The following is a 16,237-nucleotide window of genomic DNA, read 5'->3' as shown; positions in this document are numbered from 1 at the left end:
TCATCGAGTAGAACAGGTTCTAACAATCGTGGCAAGCAGGTGCGGGAAGGCAACGCTATGAAACTCGGTTTGCAGCTCGGATACTGGGGCGCGAAGGCGCCCGGCGATCATGCGACGCTCGTCGCGGCCGCGGAGGAAGCGGGGTTCGACACCGTCTTCACCGCGGAGGCCTGGGGCTCGGACGCGTACACGCCGCTGGCCTGGTGGGGGCGAGAGACCACGCGGATGCGCCTGGGTACCTCCGTGATTCAGATGTCGGCCCGCACGCCCACGGCATGTGCCATGGCGGCGTTGACGCTCGACCATCTGTCCGGCGGCCGGCACATCCTGGGCCTGGGCGTCTCGGGGCCGCAGGTCGTCGAGGGCTGGTACGGACAGAAGTTCCCGAAGCCGTTGGCGCGCACCCGCGAATACGTCGACATCCTGCGTCAGGTCTGGGCTCGGGAGGCCCCCGTCACCAGTGCCGGCCCGCACTACCCGCTGCCGCTCTCGGGTGAGGGCACGACGGGGCTGGGTAAGCCGCTCAAGCCCATCACCCACCCGCTGCGCGCCGACATCCCGGTGATGCTGGGCGCCGAGGGCCCCAAGAACGTCGCGCTGGCCGCCGAGATCGCCGACGGCTGGCTGCCGATCTTCTACTCGCCGCGGATCTCCGGCATGTACAACGAGTGGCTCGACGAGGGCTTCGCCCGCGCGGGTGCCCGGCGCACCCGCGAGACGTTCGAAATCTGTGCCACCGCACAGATTGTCGTCACCGAGGACCGGCCCATGGTGATGGAGATGATGAAGCCGCACCTTGCCCTCTACATGGGTGGCATGGGGTCGGAGGACACCAACTTCCACGCCGAGGTGTACCGCCGCATGGGCTACTCCGAGGTCGTCGACGACGTCACTCGCCTGTTCCGTACCGCTCGTAAGGACGAGGCGGCCAAGGTGATTCCGGACGAGTTGGTCGACGATTCCGCGATCGTCGGGAACCTCGACTACGTCAAGGAACAGATCAAGGCCTGGGAGGCCTCCGGCGTCACCATGATGGTGGTCGGGGCCAAGTCGGTCGAGCAGATCAAGCAGCTGGCCGAACTGGTCTAGTTTTCCCGGCGAGCAGACGCAAAACTGTCTTTTTGGCCTGCCGAAGTGCAGTTTTGCGTGTGCTCGCCAAGTCGTCAGTAGACACTTATTGCGAAGTGTCTAGAACCTGTTTTAGATTTGTGCTGTGACAGACGCCACCGGGTCCGCGCCCTCGCAGCACACCATCGCGGGCACCGTGCTGACCATGCCCGTGCGCATCCGCCGGGCGACGCAGCACATGGCGATGTTCTCGGTCGACGCCGATGCTGCGCAACGCATGATCGACTACAGCGGCCTGCGGGTGTGCCGGTACCGCCCACGCCGCGCGGTGGCCGTGCTGATGCTGATGCACTACATCGACGGTGACCTCGGGGAGTACTACGAGTACGGCACCAACATCATGGTGAACCCGCCCGGCTCGGACGCCTCGGGTCTGCGCGCCCTGCAGTCGGCCGGCGCCTTCATCCATCACCTGCCCGTCGACCAGCCCTTCACTCTCGAGGCCGGCCGGTCCATCTGGGGCTACCCGAAAGTGATGGCGGACTTCGCCCTTCGCGACGGCAAGAACTTCTCTTTCGACGTCACCATCGACGGCCAGTTCGCCGTCGGGATGGACTTCCGACCCGGTTTCCCGGTGCCCGCGCCGTCCAAACCGCAAGCGCCCCCGACCTATTCGCACCTCGACGGCGTCACCAGGGAGACCGTCGGCGTGATGCGGCCCTCCGGGGTGCGCTATCGCCCCGGGGGCGTGACGGTGCGCCTGGGGGACCACCCGTATGCCCGGGAACTGGCAGCGCTCGGATTGCCGAAACGCGCCATGCTGTCCGGTTCCGCTGACAACGTAGACATGACCTTCGCCGATGCTCAGGAGATCAAGTGACAAGTGTTATCACCCGGCCCGACGTTGACCTGACCGACGGCCGGTTCTACGCCGACCGGGCGGCCGCGCACGAGGCCTACCGCTGGATGCGAGACAACGAGCCGGTGTTCCGGGACCGCACCGGGCAGGCCGCGGTGACGACATACCAGTCCGTGCTCGACGCCGAGCGCAACGCCGAGCTGTTCTCCAACGCCGGCGGCATCCGCCCCGACCAGCCGGGCATGCCGTACATGATCGACATGGACGATCCCGCGCACCTGGTGCGCCGCAAGCTCGTCAACGCCGGCTTCACCCGCAAGCGCGTCATGGACAAGGTGCCGTCCATCGGCCGGCTGTGCGACGCGCTCATCGACAACGTCTGTGAAAAGGGTGAGGCCGACTTCGTCCGTGACCTGGCGGCCCCGCTGCCCATGGCCGTCATCGGCGACATGCTCGGTGTGGTGCCCGAAGAGCGCGAGATGCTGCTCAACTGGTCCGACGAGCTGGTGTCGGGACTGTCCTCGCACCTGGACGAGTCGTCGATCCAGAAACTGATGGAAACCTTTGCGGCATATACCGCATTCACCATGGACGTCATCAAGGACCGGCGCGCCAACCCCACCGACGACCTGTTCTCCGTGCTGATCAACTCCGAGGTCGAGGGACAGCGGATGGAAGACGCCGAGATCGTCATGGAGACGCTGCTGATCCTGATCGGCGGCGATGAAACCACCCGGCACACGCTGTCCGGAGGCACCGAACAGCTGATGCGGCACCGCGATCAGTGGGACCGCCTGGTGGCCGATCCGGCGCTCATGCCCGGCGCGATCGAGGAGATGCTGCGCTGGACCTCGCCCATCAAGAACATGTGCCGCATCCTGACCGCGGACACCGTCTTCTACGGCACCGAGCTGAAGAAGGACGAGAAGGTCATGCTGATGTTCGAGTCGGCGAACTTCGACGGCGACCAGTTCGAGAACCCGAACGAGTTCCACATCGACCGGACCCCCAACAGCCACTTGGCTTTCGGTTTCGGCACGCATTTCTGCATGGGCAACCAGCTGGCGCGCCTGGAGCTGCGCCTGATGACCGAGCGGTTGATGCAGCGCCTGCCCGACCTTCGCCTGGCCGAGGGTGCCGAGATTCCGCTGCGCGCCGCCAACTTCGTCAGCGGTCCCGAGGCCATGCCGGTGGTGTTCACTCCGACTGCGCGGGTGCTCTGAACTAGCCGCTCTCGGTGCTCGTCGCGGGCACCGAGAGCGAGATGACGGTGCCGGGTGCGCCCGTGACAGTGAATTCGCCGCCGGTGGCAAGCACTTTCGTGCAGATCGACGCGAACCCGATGTGCCCGTCCTCGACGCTCTGGGAGAGCCGGTCGGGCGGGATCCCGACGCCGTCGTCGGCGATGCACAGCTCGGCACGGTTTCCCTTGTGCGCCAGCGTGAATCGCAGATTGTCGGCGTGCGCGTGCTTGATCGCGTTGGTCGAGAACTCCCGGGCCGCGCTGTAGAGCAGATGGTCGGCGTCGGTGCGCAGGCTGTCGGGCCAGTCGTCGGCGTCCAGATGAACCGTGATGCTGGTCCGTGCGCCGATGCCGTCGGCCAGCGCGGTGATCGCGGCCTTGAGGCCGGAGCGGGCCAGCACCTCGGGATGTAGTTCGCGCACCACGTCGCGCAGCAGCCGGGAAGATTCCGCGAGCGCGAAGTCGACGCGGTCCATGCCCTCGACCGACCCGTCACGGACGTCCTCCATGTCGTGCCGCGCCACCAGGACGTACTGCAGCGCACCGTCGTGCAGGCGCTCCGAGAGGGATTGACGTTCGCGCTTCTCCAGGCTGATCACCTCTTCGAGCAGACGGGTCCGCTCCTGGGCCAGCCCGGCGATGGTCCTGGTCTTGGACTGCTGCACCCACGACAGCGCGACCGAACCGGCGGCCAGGCCGAACACGATGGCGGTCCGCAGCAGGATCGAGCCCCAGGGTTCGTCGCCGTTGGCCTCCCGGTCGATCCAGTTGACGACGAAGAACGTGGCGACGGTGGGAATCGCGATCATGGCGCTGACTGCGGGATCGAGCTGAGCCGCCGCGATCAGCGGGATCAGGAACAGCCCGTGCTGCAGGACGTCGGACGTCCAGGTTTCCGGGGAGCTGAGCCCGCTGTCCACTGAAATGACTGCCACCACAGTCAGATCCGCGCACAGCATGAGCAGTGCCACCACGCGCTGGGTGCGCCGGTCGGACTGGTCGGCCGAGCGCCGTCCCCACCAACCCCATGCCGCGACCATCGCGACGTAACAGGCGAAGACGCCCCAGTGCAGCGGCAGGTTGGCGTTCGGGGGCTCCAGCAACAGGCCGAACCCGACGAACACCACCAACAGCGCCCGCAGCGCGAACTGCAGCAGCAGACCACGCACCAGCGAGGTGTCGGTGGTTGGCATCCTGGTCCCCCCGGCGTTCGTGATTTGTGCACGATTTTCCGCGATGGCCGCGGAAAATCGTGCACAAATCACGCAAAAGATTCGACGATCGACTCTCGGGGATCGCGCCAGGTTAGGTTCAGGTCGGACAAGGTCAGGCTGTCGTCGGTGGGTACGGCGGCCGTCAGCAGCAGGGCGGCTTCGTAGCTGAGCCCCTCCGCCAGCGGCAGCCAGCGCCCGGCGAAGTCCGACACCCGGCCGACGCCGCGAAACAGGCCGGGCGACAGGGGAATCCGCCGGATCGGCCGGCCGAGTGCCGACTGCAGCGCGTCGACCATCTGATCGAACGTCAGCAGGACGCCGCCGCAGACATAGCGCTTCGGGCCGCGGCCGGGCTGCATCAGGGCCGTGTGGACCCGCGCCACGTCACCGACATCGATCATCTGCATGCCGCCGCGCAGCCGCGGGGCGACGCGGTACCGCACGATCGGGTCCCAACCACGTTGTGTCACACCGACTGCCGTGTGGAATGCCGGGCCGACGACCGACGACGGGTACGTCACGACGACGGGCGCGCCCGCGGCCTGCAGCCGCCGCGCCGCGTTGTCGGCATAGGCCTTGGTGCGGGCGTAGTCGCTGCGGCCGGGTGCCGGGGGAGTGTCGGGGCCGATGACGCCGTCGGTCGGCGGGAACAGCGAGCTGTAGGACGACACCGACACGATCGGGTCGAGCCCCAACTCGGCGGCCCGCGTCAGCAGGGCCTCGGTCGCATAGGCGTTGATGTCCCACATCAGCTGTGTGCGGCGGCTGTCGGTGCCGACGACACCGGCGGCGTGCAGGGCGGCGTCGCAGTCGGTCAGCAGCTCGGAAACTGTTGCGGGATCACGAATGTCGCCGGTCAGGACCTCGAGCGGACCCAGCCGGCCCAGCGCGTCGAGTGCGACGTCGTCGCTGCCGCCGGGAACCACCAGCAGCCGGACCGTGTGCCCGGCCGCCAGCAACGCGCGGACGGTGTGGGCACCGACGTAGCCGGTGCCGCCCGTCACTGCGATGTGCATCAGCGCATCTTGAACTGCGGCGCGCGCTTCTCCTTGAACGCCAGCGGGCCTTCTTTGGCGTCCTCGGACAGGAACACCGGGATGCCGTTGGCGGTGTCGGGCTTGAAGGCGTCCAGCTCGTGCATGCCCTCGGTCTCGCGGATGGTCTTCAGGATGGCCTGCACGGCCAGCGGGCCGTTGTTGTTGATCACCTCGGCGATCTCGAGCGCCTTCTCCAGCGCGGTGCCGTCGGGCACCACGTAGCCGATCAGCCCGTAGTCCAGCGCCTGCTGCGCGGTGATGTGGCGGCCGGTCAGCAGCATGTCGCACGCGATGGTGTACGGAATCTGGCGCACCAGCCGCACCGCCGAACCGCCCATCGGGTACAGGCTCCACTTGGCCTCGGAGATGCCGAACTTGGCGCTCTCGCCGGCGACGCGGATGTCGGTGCCCTGCAGGATCTCGGTACCGCCGGCGATGGCCGGGCCCTCGACCGCGGCGATCAGCGGCTTGGTCAGACGACGACCCTTCAGCAGACCGTCGATGCGCGACGGGTCGTAGCTGCCGTCCTTGAACGAATCGCCCGGCGGCTTCTTGGCAGCGCCCTTGAGGTCCATGCCGGCGCAGAAGTAGCCGCCGGCGCCGGTCAGGATGCAGGTCCGGATCTCCGGATCGTTGTCCACGCGGTCCCAGGCCTCGACCATTATCGAGAGCATCTCGGAGGAAAGGGCGTTGCGTGCCTCAGGTCGGTTCAGGGTGACGATCAGGGTGTGTCCGCGCTGCTCAATGAGGGCGTCGGGGCCTTTTTCTTGCTCGCTCACGGGTGCCTTCCTCGGGGCTCAAGAACGTTAGACTTGTCACAAAATGTAACACGTTCTAGTTTAGGTAACCGTGGCTCTTAACATCGCCGATCTCGCCGAGCATGCCATCGATGCTGTGCCGGACCGTGTCGCCCTCATTTGCGGCGACGAACAGCTGACCTACGCCCAGTTGGAGGAGAAGGCCAACCGCCTGGCTCACTACCTCCAGTCCCAGGGCGTGAAGAAAGACGACAAGGTTGGGCTGTACTGCCGCAACCGCATCGAAATCGTCATCGGCATGCTCGGCATCGTCAAAGCCGGCGCCATCCTGGTGAACGTCAACTTCCGCTACGTCGAGGGCGAGCTCAAGTACCTGTTCGACAACTCGGACATGGTGGCGCTGATCCATGAGCGTCAGTACTCCGACCGGGTCGCGAACGTGCTGCCCGACCTGCCGTTCCTCAAGACGATCTTGGTCGTCGAGGACGGCAGCGACAACGACTTCAGTCGCTACGGTGGCGTCGAGTTCTACTCCGCCATCGCCGACAGCTCGCCCGAGCGTGACTTCGGTCCGCGCAGCGAGGACGACATCTACCTGCTGTACACGGGTGGCACCACCGGATTCCCGAAGGGCGTCATGTGGCGGCACGAGGACATCTACCGAGTTCTGTTCGGCGGCACCGACTTTGCCACCGGTGAACCGGTCGCCGACGAGTACGACCTGTCCAAGCAGGCCGCCGCGAACCCGCCGATGATCCGGCTCCCCATCCCGCCGATGATCCACGGCGCGACTCAGTCGGCCACCTGGATGGCGATGTTCACCGGCCACACCGTGGTGTTGATGCCGGAGTTCGACGCCGATGCGGCATGGCGAATGATCCACGAGCACAAGGTGAATCTGCTGTTCTTCACCGGCGACGCGATGGCCCGCCCGCTGCTCGACGCGCTGCTGGCGCACCAGGACGCCGGTAACGAGTACGACCTGTCGAGCCTGTTCCTGCTCGCCAGCACCGCCGCACTGTTCTCGACCAGTCTCAAGGAGAAATTCCTTGAGCTGCTGCCGAATCGGATCATCACCGACTCGATCGGCTCCTCGGAGACCGGCTTCGGTGGCACGTCCATCGTGGCCAAGGGCCAGTCGCACACCGGCGGCCCGCGCGTCACGATCGACAAGAACACCAAGGTCCTCGACGAGGACGGCAATGAGGTGGTTCCAGGTTCGGGCGTGCGCGGCATCATCGCCAAGTGCGGCCACATCCCGGTCGGCTACTTCAAGGACGAGAAGAAGACCGCCGAAACCTTCAAGACCATCAACGGTGTTCGCTACGCGATCCCCGGCGACTTCGCCGAGGTCGAGGCCGACGGCAGCGTGACCATGCTGGGCCGCGGTTCGGTGTCGATCAACTCCGGTGGCGAGAAGATCTACCCCGAAGAGGTCGAGGCCGCCCTCAAGGGTCACCCGGATGTGTTCGACGCCTTGGTCGTTGGCGTTCCGGACCCGCGTTTTGGTCAGCATGTCGCAGCCGTCGTGCAGCCGCGTGAGGGCACCAAGCCTGCGCTGGCCGATCTGGATGCATTCGTGCGCAGCGAGATTGCCGGCTACAAGGTGCCGCGCAGCCTCTGGCTGGTGGACGAGGTCAAGCGGTCCCCGGCGGGCAAGCCCGACTACCGGTGGGCCAAGGAGCAGACCGAGGCGCGTCCGGCCGACGAGGTGCACGCAAAACACGCCGCCGTACAAACATAGGAATCAGCATGAAAACCGAACTCTGCGAACGGTTCGGGATCGAATACCCGATCTTTGTCTTCACTCCGTCGGAGAAGGTGGCCGCCGCGGTGACCCGCGCCGGCGGCATGGGAGTGCTGGGTTGTGTGCGATTCAACGACCCCGACGACCTGGAAAACGTCCTGCAGTGGATGGACGCCAACACTGATGGCAAGCCGTACGGCGTCGACGTGGTGATGCCGGCCAAGATCCCCACCGAGGGGACATCGGTCGACATCAACAAGTTGATCCCGCAGGCGCACAAGGATTTCGTCGCGAAAACCCTTGCCGACCTTGGTGTTCCGCCGCTGCCCTCGGACGAGGAGCGCAGCGAGGGCGTGCTGGGTTGGCTGCACTCGGTGGCCCGCTCGCACGTGGACGTCGCGCTCAAGCATCCGATCAAGTTGATCGCCAATGCCTTGGGCTCACCGCCAAAGGATGTCATCGAACAGGTGCATGCCGCCGGAGTTCCGGTGGCGGCGCTGGCCGGTAGCGCCAAGCACGCGTTGCGTCACGTCGAGAACGGCGTGGACATCGTGGTGGCCCAGGGGCACGAGGCCGGTGGCCACACCGGTGAGATCGGCTCGGTGGTGCTATGGCCGGAAATCGTTGACGCCCTTGATGGCTCAGCCCCGGTGTTGGCCGCTGGTGGCATCGGCAGCGGTCGCCAGCTGGCCGCCGCGCTCGCGCTGGGTGCGCAAGGGGTGTGGATGGGCTCGGCGTTCCTCACCTCGGCGGAGTACGACCTGGGCGTGCGCCTGGAGTCCGGCCGCTCGGTGGTGCAGGAAGCCATGCTCAATGCCACCTCGGCCGACACCGTGCGCCGCAAGATCTACACCGGCAAGCCGGCTCGCCTGCTCAAGAGTCGGTGGACCGACGCCTGGGACGCCGAAGGTGCGCCCGATCCGCTGCCGATGCCGTTGCAGAACATCCTGGTCAGTGAGGCACACCAGCGGATGAACGAGTCGGGTGACCCGACCGCGGTCGCGATGCCCGTCGGTCAGATCGTCGGCCGGATGAACGAGATCCGTCCGGTCGAGGTCATCATCGCCGAACTCGTCGCCGAGTTCGAGGCCGCCACCAAGCGACTGGACGCCATCCGCGACAACTGATTTCGCGCGCGGCAGGTGAAGGTCAGCGCTACGGCGTGATCTTCACCTGCTTGGCCACCACATCGGTGGCTGCCTGGATGATGGGCGTCTGGTCCGCCGCGCCGTCTGAATTCAGTTGCAGGACATAGGTGGCCCCGTCAGACGGGAAGATCACCGTCTGCTGCGCGACGAACTTCTTCTTGCCGTCGGACACCCAGGTGCCGGCGATCCGGTAGGCGGGGTAGTCGCGCACCGTGGTCTCGGTTCCGGGGCCGGACGGCGTGAAGCCCGGCAGGTTCTGAATCTCGCCGGGCGCGGTGGCCATCAGCGCCTTGGCGTCGACGTCACCGGTCAGCTTCGACAGCAGCGCGACGACGCTCGGCGCGTAGTTCGCCGCGTCGACGGGTCCGTTGTAGATGATCGAGTCGTACGCCCACGACGGATTGTCGTCGCCGGTGGCCCGCCAACCGTCCGGCTTCGGCAGGTCGACCTTCGGCTCTCCCGGATCGGTGCGGTGCACCTGCTGTTCGGTGATCTTGTGCTCTTTGATGTAGCTGGCGATCGTCGGGTTGGGCCCGTCGGCGGCCTTGTTGCCGGCGTCCGCCGCGGTCGGCGCAGCGCTTGTCGCGGTGTCGGACGCTGCGCTCGCATCTTTGCCGGAGTCGCAACCGGCCAGCACCACAGACAGTGCGGTCGCTGCCGCGACGAGGCCGGTGATCGCGGACGTTCTCATACGGCCGAGACTAATCGACAATGCCCGGGCTGATCCTGTGAGCCGCACCCGCGCCGCCGCGAAATCGGCTCTAGCGTGGGTGTTAGCTGTGGCATTACTGTGTGCCCGTGGCAAACGCGCAGAAATCACCGCCCGGCTGGCTCATCGACGGCATCGGCCGGGTCCGTGGCGGCTTGAGCCAGTTGCGTCAGGCCGTGGTGCCGGCCAATCTCACCGTGTTCGAGATGGTGCAGGGCGGCTGGCTCACCCAGGCCATGTATGCGGCTTCCAAGCTCGGCATCTTCGACGAGCTGGCTACGGCACCGGCAACGGCCGAGGACATCGCCGGCCGGGTTGGCTCCCATCCTGCTGCCACTTTCCGGTTGATGCGGGCCTTGGCCAGCAACTCGCTGCTCAAACAGGACAGTGACGGGCGGTTCGCGCTGACCCGGCTCGGTCAAGCCCTGCGGTCCGATGCGCCGGGATCCATGGCGCCCATGTTGCAGTTCACCGGTCATCCGAAGCACTGGGAGCACTGGGGACAACTGCTGTATTCGGTGCAGACCGGGAAAACTTCGCTGGAGATGCTGCGGGGCATGCCGGCCTTCGAATACCTCGAGACCGATCCCGAACTGGCTGCGGTCTTCAACAACGCGATGACCGGACTCTCGGACATGGTGGTCGAAACTCTTTTGCCCGCTTACGATTTCAGTAAATTCAGCACCATCGTTGACGTCGGCGGCGGGCACGGCAGGTTGCTGGCCGCGGTGCTGCAGCAGGCGACTGCCGCGCGGGGCGTGCTGTTCGACCTACCATCGGTCGTCGCTGGTGCGGGTCCGGTGCTGGAGGCGTCCGGCGTGTCCGACCGGATCACCGTCACAGGTGGCTCGTTCTTCGAGTCGGTTCCCGAAGGCGGGGACGCCTACCTGCTGAAGACGATCATCCACGACTGGGACGAGGACAGCGCGCTGGTGATCCTGCGGAACATCCGCAAGGTGATCGACCCGGCCGGAACCCTGGCCCTCATCGAGTTGGTGCTGCCGGAAGGCACGCCGTATCACCCCGGCATGCTGCTGGACCTGGAGATGCTGGTGGCTGCCGGCGGCCAGGAGCGCACCGGTTCGGAATACGCGGAACTGTTGGCGCGCGCGGGCTTTCGGCAGACCCGCGTGGTTCCGACGGCCGGGCCCATGTCCCTCGTCGAGGCCGTCCCGGTCCACGACTAGCGGGCGATCGCGAAAACCGGATCGGCGCAGTCGGTGCCCTCGGCCGACAGCTGGCGCTTGATGACCTTGAAGGTCTCGGTGCGCGGCAGGTTCGTGGCGACGCGGACGAACCGGGGCCACTGCTTGGGGCCCAGATCCTCTTGCGCGGCAAGGAAAGCGCTGAAGTCGTCGGCGGAGAATGTCGCGTGGTCGAGCAGGACGAGTGCCGACATCACCTGATCGCCGACGGCGGGGTCGGGGATCGGGTAGACGGCTGCTTCGACGACGTCGGGGTGCCGCAGCAGCACCTGCTCGATGGGTGCGGTGCCGAGGTTCTCCCCGTCCACCCGCATCCAATCACCAAGGCGCCCAGCGAAATAGATGAATCCCGCTTCATCCCGGTAGGCCAGGTCGCCGGTGTGGTAGATACCGCCTGCCATGCGCTCGGCTTCGGCGGCCTCGTTGTTGTAGTAGCCGCGGAACCAGCCGCGGCCCGTCGGGTTCACCAGTTCGCCGACGACGCCGGGCGGGCACGGCAGGCCGGTCTCCACGTCGACGATGGCCACCTCGTCGGTCAGCGGACCGAGCGCACCGGGCGGGGTGTCCGGCGTCCGGGCGATCGCGACGCCGCCCTCGGTGGAGCCGAAACCGTCGACGACGACGACGCCGAAACGCTGTGCGAACCGGTTCAGGTCACGTGGGGCACCCTCGTTGCCGTACATGAACTTCAGGGGATTGTCGGTGTCGTCCGGCCGGGCCGGGGTGGCCAGGATGTATGACAGGGGCTTGCCGACGTAGTTGGCGTAGGTGGCGCCGTAGCGGCGCACGTCCCGGAGGAATCCGGACGCGGAGAACTTGCGGCGCAACGCGATCGAGCCCTGCGCCGCCAGCGCCACGGCCCAGCCGGCCATCACGGCGTTGGAGTGGAACAGCGGCATCGACAGGTAGAAGGTGTCGTCGCGGCCGAGGCCGAAACGGCCGGCCAGCATCTGCCCCGGAAACGCCACCTTGTCGTGTGTGACCCGCACGGCCTTCGGATCACCGCTGGTGCCCGAGGTGAAGATCAGCATGAACAGATCGTCGGGATCGACGTCGGCGAACTCCACCGGCGTACCCGCAAATCCGGCGAGTTCGGTTGCCCACGAAGCGGATTCGACGTCGATGACGTCGATGCCCACGGCGTCGAGACCGGCCGGTACCAGGTCCGGGTTGTCGGCGAGTACCAACTGGCAGTCGGAGCGTTCGGCGTCGCCGACCAGCGCCGCCCCGCGCCGGGTCGGGTTGAGACCGACCGGGACCAGCCCCGCCAGCGCGGCGGCCACCAGCAGCGAAGAGAAGAACGTCGTGTTGCTCAGCAGCACTCCGATGTGCGGCGGTTTGGCCGGGTCGAGTCGTGCCTTCAACGCCGCGGCCAACTGTGCGCCCGCCGCGATGTGGTCGGCCCAGCTGATGAGATCAGCCGAGCCGACCGGAGCATCGCCGGCGGAGCAGTCGTACAACCCGCGGTCGGTGACGCCGACCAGCGGGCGCAGCAGGTCGCTGACAGTCGGACGGGTGGACATCGACTAGACGGGCGTCTCGGCCAGTTCGCGCCCGATCTGCAGCAGCTGCCCGGTGGCGCTGCCGACCGCAAACTCGGTCTGCTTGGCCGCCAGGAAGTACCGGTGCACCGGGTGGTCCATGTCGATACCCACGCCGCCGTGCACGTGCACCGCGGTGTGCGCCACCCGATGTCCGGCCTCGGCGGCCCAGAAGGCCGCAGTGTTCACGTCCACGTCAGCGGGCAGACCCTCGGATACTCGCCAGGCTGCCTGGGTCAGCGTCAAGCGCAGCGCCTTGACGTCGATGTACCCGTCGGCCAACCGGGACGACACTGCCTGAAAGCTGCCGATCGGACGGTCGAACTGCTCACGCTCACGGGCGTACAACGCGGTGAGCTCCAACGCGCGCTCCACCACGCCGAGCTGAAATGCGCTGCGGCCCAGGGCGCTGTGCAACTGCAGCCAGGAGACGACGTCCGCACCGCCGACGACGCGGTCAGCGGCGACGGCTACGCCCTGCAGGTCCAGATGCGCGACGCTGCCGTGGCCGGTGGTGTCGAGCGAGGTGACGGTGACACCCGCATCAGCAGCGGCAACCAGGAAAACCTTGACGCCGGAATCGGTTTCGGCCGGGACCAGGAAGGCATCGGCGACCGGGCCGTAGGCGACCTGGGCGCGGGTACCGGTCAGGGTGTACCCGGACTCATCGGAACCGGTGGCCTGAACTGGGCCCTGGCCCATCTCGCCGTCCAGCGCAGGCACAACGATCTTGCTGCCGGCGACCGCTGGGGCGGCCCACTTAGATTGCAGTGCGGCAGAACCGAATTCGGCGATGGCGCCGGCGCCGAGCAGAGTCGACTCCAGGTATGGCACGGCGGCGAGCTGACGACCCAGTGCGGTCAGCACGGAAACCTGCTCCAGCGCACCGAATCCGCCGCCGCCCACCGATTCCGGTGCGGTGGTGGACAGGATGTCCGAGTCGATCAGCTTGTCCCACAGTTCGCGGTCGAAGCGCTCGTCGAGCTTGTCCAGCTCTTTCTGCCGCTCAGGGGTGACCACCGACTCGGTGATCGAGCGGACCAGGCCGCCGAGGTCGTCAGATGCTTCAGTCGTCTTGAAATCCATGATGTCCCTTACCGATTGACCCGGGGCAGGCCGAGAGCAACCATGCCGATGATGTCGCGCTGAATCTCGTTGGTGCCGCCGCCGAAGGTCAGGATCAGGCACGACCGGTGCCAGCGTTCGATCCGGCCGCGCAGCAGCGCGCCGGGGGTGTCCCGACGCAGCGTCGCCGAGGTGCCAAGTACCTCCATGAGCAGGCGGTAGGCCTCGGTGGCCAGCTCGGTGCCGTACACCTTGGCCGCAGAGGCGTCGGCGGGGGAGGGGGCAGAGTCGGTGGCCGAGGCCAGCTCCCAGTTGATCAGCTTGAGGACTTCGGCCTTGGCGTGCACGCGGGCCAGGTTCAGCTGCACCCACTCGGAGTCGATCAGTCGCTTGCCGTGGTGGTCCTTGGTGTTCTGGGCCCATTCGCGAACCCCGTCCAGCGCAACGAAAATCGGCTGCGCGGACACCAGCGCGACGCGCTCGTGGTTGAGCTGGTTGGTGACCAGCTTCCAGCCGCCGTGCTCCTCGCCGACCAGGCTGGTGGTCGGAACGCGAACGTCCTGGTAGTAGGTGGCACTGGTGTCGACACCGGACATGGTGTGCACCGGTGTCCACGAGAATCCCTCGGCGGTGGTCGGCACGATCAGCATCGAGATGCCGCGGTGCTTCTTGGCCTCGGGGTTGGTGCGGGCCGCCAACCACACGTAGTCGGCGTAGGCGATCAGCGACGTCCACATCTTCTGGCCGTTGATGACGTAGTCGTCACCGTCGCGGACGGCGGTGGTGCGCAGCGAGGCCAGGTCGGTGCCGGCGCCGGGCTCGGAGTAGCCGATGGAGAAGTGCAGCTGGCCCGCGGCGATCTTGGGCAGGAAGAACTTCTTCTGCTCCTCGGTGCCGAAGTGCATGATCGTCGGCGCCACCGAGTTGATGGTCAGGAACGGCACCGGGACGTTGGCGATGGCGGCCTCGTCGTTGAAGATCAGGCCGTCCATCGGCGGACGGGCCTGGCCGCCGTATTCCTTCGGCCAGCTCAGCGTCAGCCAGCCGTCCTTGCCCATCTGTTCGACGGTCTCGCGGTAGACGTTGCCGCGTCCCATCTCGCCATCGTTGGACGCCAGTGCCTCGGCGCGCTCGGGGGTCATGAGCTTGGTGAAGTACGAGCGCAGTTCGCGCCGCAGCTCCTCCTGCTCGGGCGTGTAGCCGATCCGCATCGAACTCATCCTTTATCAGTTGAATTGGGCTAGGTCTTCGGTCCGTTTGTCATGTTGCTGGGGCCGCTTTCGGCGACCCATGCCTACTCAAACTTGTAACACGTTCTAGTCTTGGGGTCCAGAGCGTGCCACACTGGCATCGCCATGGCGGGGTCGTTATGTTGGCCTCACCGTCGAAATCCGGGCTCTCAGGAGGGTGTCATGCGGGTTGAAGTTGATCACGATCGCTGTGAAGGAAACGCGGTTTGCGTGGGAATTGCGCCGGACCTTTTCGATCTGGACGACAACGACTATGCGGTAGTCAAGGCTGATCCGGTGCCTGCCGACCAGGAAGCACTGGCCGAGCAGTCCATCGCGGAATGCCCGCGTGCCGCCCTTCTCCGCAAAGACTAGAGGTATTCATAAAATGACGCCGCGCACGCGAGGAGCAAGATGACGGAAGCAATCGACTCGACAGATCTTTCCGGCAAGGTGGCCGTGGTCACCGGTGCCGCCGCGGGCCTGGGCCGCGCCGAGGCCATCGGCCTGGCGCAGGCCGGCGCCACCGTCGTGGTGAACGACATGGCCGGCGCGCTGGACAAGTCGGACGTGCTCGCCGAGATCGAGGCTGCCGGCTCCAAGGGCATCGCGGTGGCGGGGGATATCAGCGCCCGCAGCACCGCCGACGAACTCGTCGAGACCGCCGACAAGCTCGGTGGGCTGAGCATCGTGGTCAACAACGCGGGCATCACCCGCGACAAGATGCTGTTCAACATGACCGACGAGGACTGGGACGCGGTCATCGCGGTCCACCTGCGCGGCCACTTCCTGCTGACCCGCAACGCCGCGACCTACTGGCGCGCCAAGGCCAAGGAGTCGGCCGATGGCAAGGTGTACGGCCGGATTGTCAACACCTCGTCCGAGGCCGGCCTGGCCGGTCCGGTGGGGCAGGCGAACTACGGCGCCGCCAAGGCCGGCATCACGGCCCTGACCCTGACCGCGGCCCGCGGTCTGGAGCGCTACGGCGTCCGCGCCAACGCGATTGCGCCGCGGGCGCGTACCGCGATGACGGCCGATGTGTTCGGTGCGGCTCCTGGTGAAGGAGAGGTCGACCCGCTGTCGCCGGAACACGTTGTGAAATTGGTGCGTTTCCTTTCCTCGCCCGCGTCGGAAAACGTGAATGGCCAGCTCTTCATCGTTTATGGTCCGACTGTGACCCTGGTAGCAGCCCCGACCGTGGAGAGCCACTTCACGGCGTCGTCCGCTGAGTGGGACATGACACAACTGAGTGCCACGTTGCGCGGATATTTTGCTGACCGCGATCCGGAGCGGAATTTCTCGGCGACTGCCCTGATGGAGTCGAGGGACTGAACGTCCCGGATCGAGTGCTGACGCGGCGTAGAAAGCGCCGCGTAGGCACTAGAACTTGTTACAGTGACGGCAACGTCAAAAT

15 protein-coding genes are annotated in these 16,237 nt (G+C 66.5%); 8 read left to right on the top strand and 7 right to left on the bottom strand.

All coding sequences use genetic code 11. The features are described 5' to 3' along the window. Positions 1-57: 57 nt before the first annotated feature. From ACJH7A_RS06175 to ACJH7A_RS06165, 3 genes are all read left to right on the top strand, one after another. Positions 58-1,089, top strand: coding sequence for an LLM class F420-dependent oxidoreductase (locus ACJH7A_RS06175; RefSeq protein ID WP_406801594.1), 1,032 nt, complete (start codon positions 58-60; stop codon positions 1,087-1,089). A 184-nt stretch (positions 1,090-1,273) separates the two neighbouring features. Further along, positions 1,274-1,948, top strand: coding sequence for an acetoacetate decarboxylase family protein (locus tag ACJH7A_RS06170; RefSeq protein WP_406801636.1), 675 nt, complete (start codon positions 1,274-1,276; stop codon positions 1,946-1,948). After that, positions 1,945-3,150: a cytochrome P450 gene (locus ACJH7A_RS06165; protein ID WP_406801593.1), complete on the top strand. Its 1,206-nt coding sequence runs from the start codon at positions 1,945-1,947 to the stop codon at positions 3,148-3,150. Before ACJH7A_RS06170 ends, ACJH7A_RS06165 begins: the two co-directional genes overlap by 4 nt. Before the next feature lies 1 nt (position 3,151). Here ACJH7A_RS06165 and ACJH7A_RS06160 read toward each other — a convergent pair whose 3' ends face one another. From ACJH7A_RS06160 to ACJH7A_RS06150, 3 genes are all read right to left on the bottom strand, one after another. Next, positions 3,152-4,363: a sensor histidine kinase gene (locus ACJH7A_RS06160; protein ID WP_406801592.1), complete on the bottom strand. Its 1,212-nt coding sequence runs from the start codon at positions 4,361-4,363 to the stop codon at positions 3,152-3,154. Positions 4,364-4,431: 68 nt separating this feature from the next. Beyond that, on the bottom strand, positions 4,432-5,400 hold the full coding sequence (locus ACJH7A_RS06155; RefSeq protein WP_406801591.1) for an NAD-dependent epimerase/dehydratase family protein: 969 nt from the start codon (positions 5,398-5,400) through the stop codon (positions 4,432-4,434). Next, complete coding sequence (locus ACJH7A_RS06150) at positions 5,400-6,200, bottom strand: crotonase/enoyl-CoA hydratase family protein (protein WP_406801590.1); 801 nt, start codon at positions 6,198-6,200, stop codon at positions 5,400-5,402. Before ACJH7A_RS06150 ends, ACJH7A_RS06155 begins: the two co-directional genes overlap by 1 nt. 70 nt (positions 6,201-6,270) lie before the next feature. On the opposite strand from ACJH7A_RS06150, the gene ACJH7A_RS06145 reads away from it, so the two are divergent. Together ACJH7A_RS06145 and ACJH7A_RS06140 are read left to right on the top strand one after the other, a co-directional pair. Then, on the top strand, positions 6,271-7,923 hold the full coding sequence (locus tag ACJH7A_RS06145) for an acyl-CoA synthetase (RefSeq protein WP_406801589.1): 1,653 nt from the start codon (positions 6,271-6,273) through the stop codon (positions 7,921-7,923). 8 nt (positions 7,924-7,931) lie between these two features. Beyond that, a complete protein-coding gene (locus tag ACJH7A_RS06140) occupies positions 7,932-9,053 on the top strand; it encodes an NAD(P)H-dependent flavin oxidoreductase (protein WP_406801588.1) in 1,122 nt (373 codons plus the stop codon). Between the two features lie 28 nt (positions 9,054-9,081). Here the strand turns inward: ACJH7A_RS06140 and ACJH7A_RS06135 are convergent, their stop codons facing one another. Then, positions 9,082-9,765 carry an LpqN/LpqT family lipoprotein gene (locus tag ACJH7A_RS06135; protein ID WP_406801587.1) on the bottom strand — a complete coding sequence of 228 codons (684 nt, stop codon included), beginning with the start codon at positions 9,763-9,765 and terminating at the stop codon, positions 9,082-9,084. A gap of 101 nt (positions 9,766-9,866) precedes the next feature. Here ACJH7A_RS06135 and ACJH7A_RS06130 point away from each other — a divergent pair, with 101 nt between their 5' ends. Continuing rightward, complete coding sequence (locus ACJH7A_RS06130) at positions 9,867-10,970, top strand: methyltransferase (protein WP_406801586.1); 1,104 nt, start codon at positions 9,867-9,869, stop codon at positions 10,968-10,970. Here the strand turns inward: ACJH7A_RS06130 and fadD17 are convergent. The 3 genes from fadD17 to ACJH7A_RS06115 are packed head-to-tail and all read right to left on the bottom strand — an operon-like array spanning position 10,967 to position 14,805. Continuing rightward, entirely contained in the window at positions 10,967-12,511 is a 1,545-nt protein-coding gene (fadD17, locus tag ACJH7A_RS06125) for a long-chain-fatty-acid--CoA ligase FadD17 (protein ID WP_406801585.1), read from the bottom strand. The genes ACJH7A_RS06130 and fadD17 overlap by 4 nt on opposite strands. Positions 12,512-12,514: 3 nt before the next feature. Beyond that, positions 12,515-13,615, bottom strand: coding sequence for an acyl-CoA dehydrogenase family protein (locus ACJH7A_RS06120; RefSeq protein ID WP_406801584.1), 1,101 nt, complete (start codon positions 13,613-13,615; stop codon positions 12,515-12,517). Positions 13,616-13,623: 8 nt separating this feature from the next. After that, the gene (locus ACJH7A_RS06115) at positions 13,624-14,805 is read right to left on the bottom strand and encodes an acyl-CoA dehydrogenase family protein (RefSeq protein ID WP_406801583.1); all 1,182 of its coding nucleotides are present in this window, start codon (positions 14,803-14,805) and stop codon (positions 13,624-13,626) included. A 201-nt stretch (positions 14,806-15,006) separates the two neighbouring features. On the opposite strand from ACJH7A_RS06115, the gene ACJH7A_RS06110 reads away from it, so the two are divergent. After that, complete coding sequence (locus tag ACJH7A_RS06110; RefSeq protein WP_029105068.1) at positions 15,007-15,198, top strand: ferredoxin; 192 nt, start codon at positions 15,007-15,009, stop codon at positions 15,196-15,198. 39 nt (positions 15,199-15,237) lie between these two features. Beyond that, positions 15,238-16,155: a 3-oxoacyl-ACP reductase gene (locus ACJH7A_RS06105; RefSeq protein ID WP_406801582.1), complete on the top strand. Its 918-nt coding sequence runs from the start codon at positions 15,238-15,240 to the stop codon at positions 16,153-16,155. Positions 16,156-16,237 lie beyond the last annotated feature (82 nt).

The organism is Mycobacterium sp. SMC-17 (genome assembly GCF_045310915.1).
Lineage (GTDB): Bacteria > Actinomycetota > Actinomycetes > Mycobacteriales > Mycobacteriaceae > Mycobacterium.
This window is presented reverse-complemented; position numbering and strand designations above follow the sequence as displayed.

Bases quoted from the DNA above. Each gene is read 5' to 3' on its own strand.
- ACJH7A_RS06160 (WP_406801592.1), bottom strand. From the start codon at position 4,363: ATGCCAACCACCGACACCTCGCTGGTGCGTGGTCTGCTGCTGCAGTTC.
- ACJH7A_RS06110 (WP_029105068.1), top strand. From the start codon at position 15,007: ATGCGGGTTGAAGTTGATCACGATCGCTGTGAAGGAAACGCGGTTTGC.
- ACJH7A_RS06175 (WP_406801594.1), top strand. From the start codon at position 58: ATGAAACTCGGTTTGCAGCTCGGATACTGGGGCGCGAAGGCGCCCGGC.
- ACJH7A_RS06140 (WP_406801588.1), top strand. From the start codon at position 7,932: ATGAAAACCGAACTCTGCGAACGGTTCGGGATCGAATACCCGATCTTT.
- ACJH7A_RS06120 (WP_406801584.1), bottom strand. From the start codon at position 13,615: ATGGATTTCAAGACGACTGAAGCATCTGACGACCTCGGCGGCCTGGTC.
- ACJH7A_RS06170 (WP_406801636.1), top strand. From the start codon at position 1,274: ATGCCCGTGCGCATCCGCCGGGCGACGCAGCACATGGCGATGTTCTCG.
- ACJH7A_RS06115 (WP_406801583.1), bottom strand. From the start codon at position 14,805: ATGCGGATCGGCTACACGCCCGAGCAGGAGGAGCTGCGGCGCGAACTG.
- fadD17 (WP_406801585.1), bottom strand. From the start codon at position 12,511: ATGTCCACCCGTCCGACTGTCAGCGACCTGCTGCGCCCGCTGGTCGGC.
- ACJH7A_RS06105 (WP_406801582.1), top strand. From the start codon at position 15,238: ATGACGGAAGCAATCGACTCGACAGATCTTTCCGGCAAGGTGGCCGTG.
- ACJH7A_RS06155 (WP_406801591.1), bottom strand. From the start codon at position 5,400: ATGCACATCGCAGTGACGGGCGGCACCGGCTACGTCGGTGCCCACACC.
- ACJH7A_RS06135 (WP_406801587.1), bottom strand. From the start codon at position 9,765: ATGAGAACGTCCGCGATCACCGGCCTCGTCGCGGCAGCGACCGCACTG.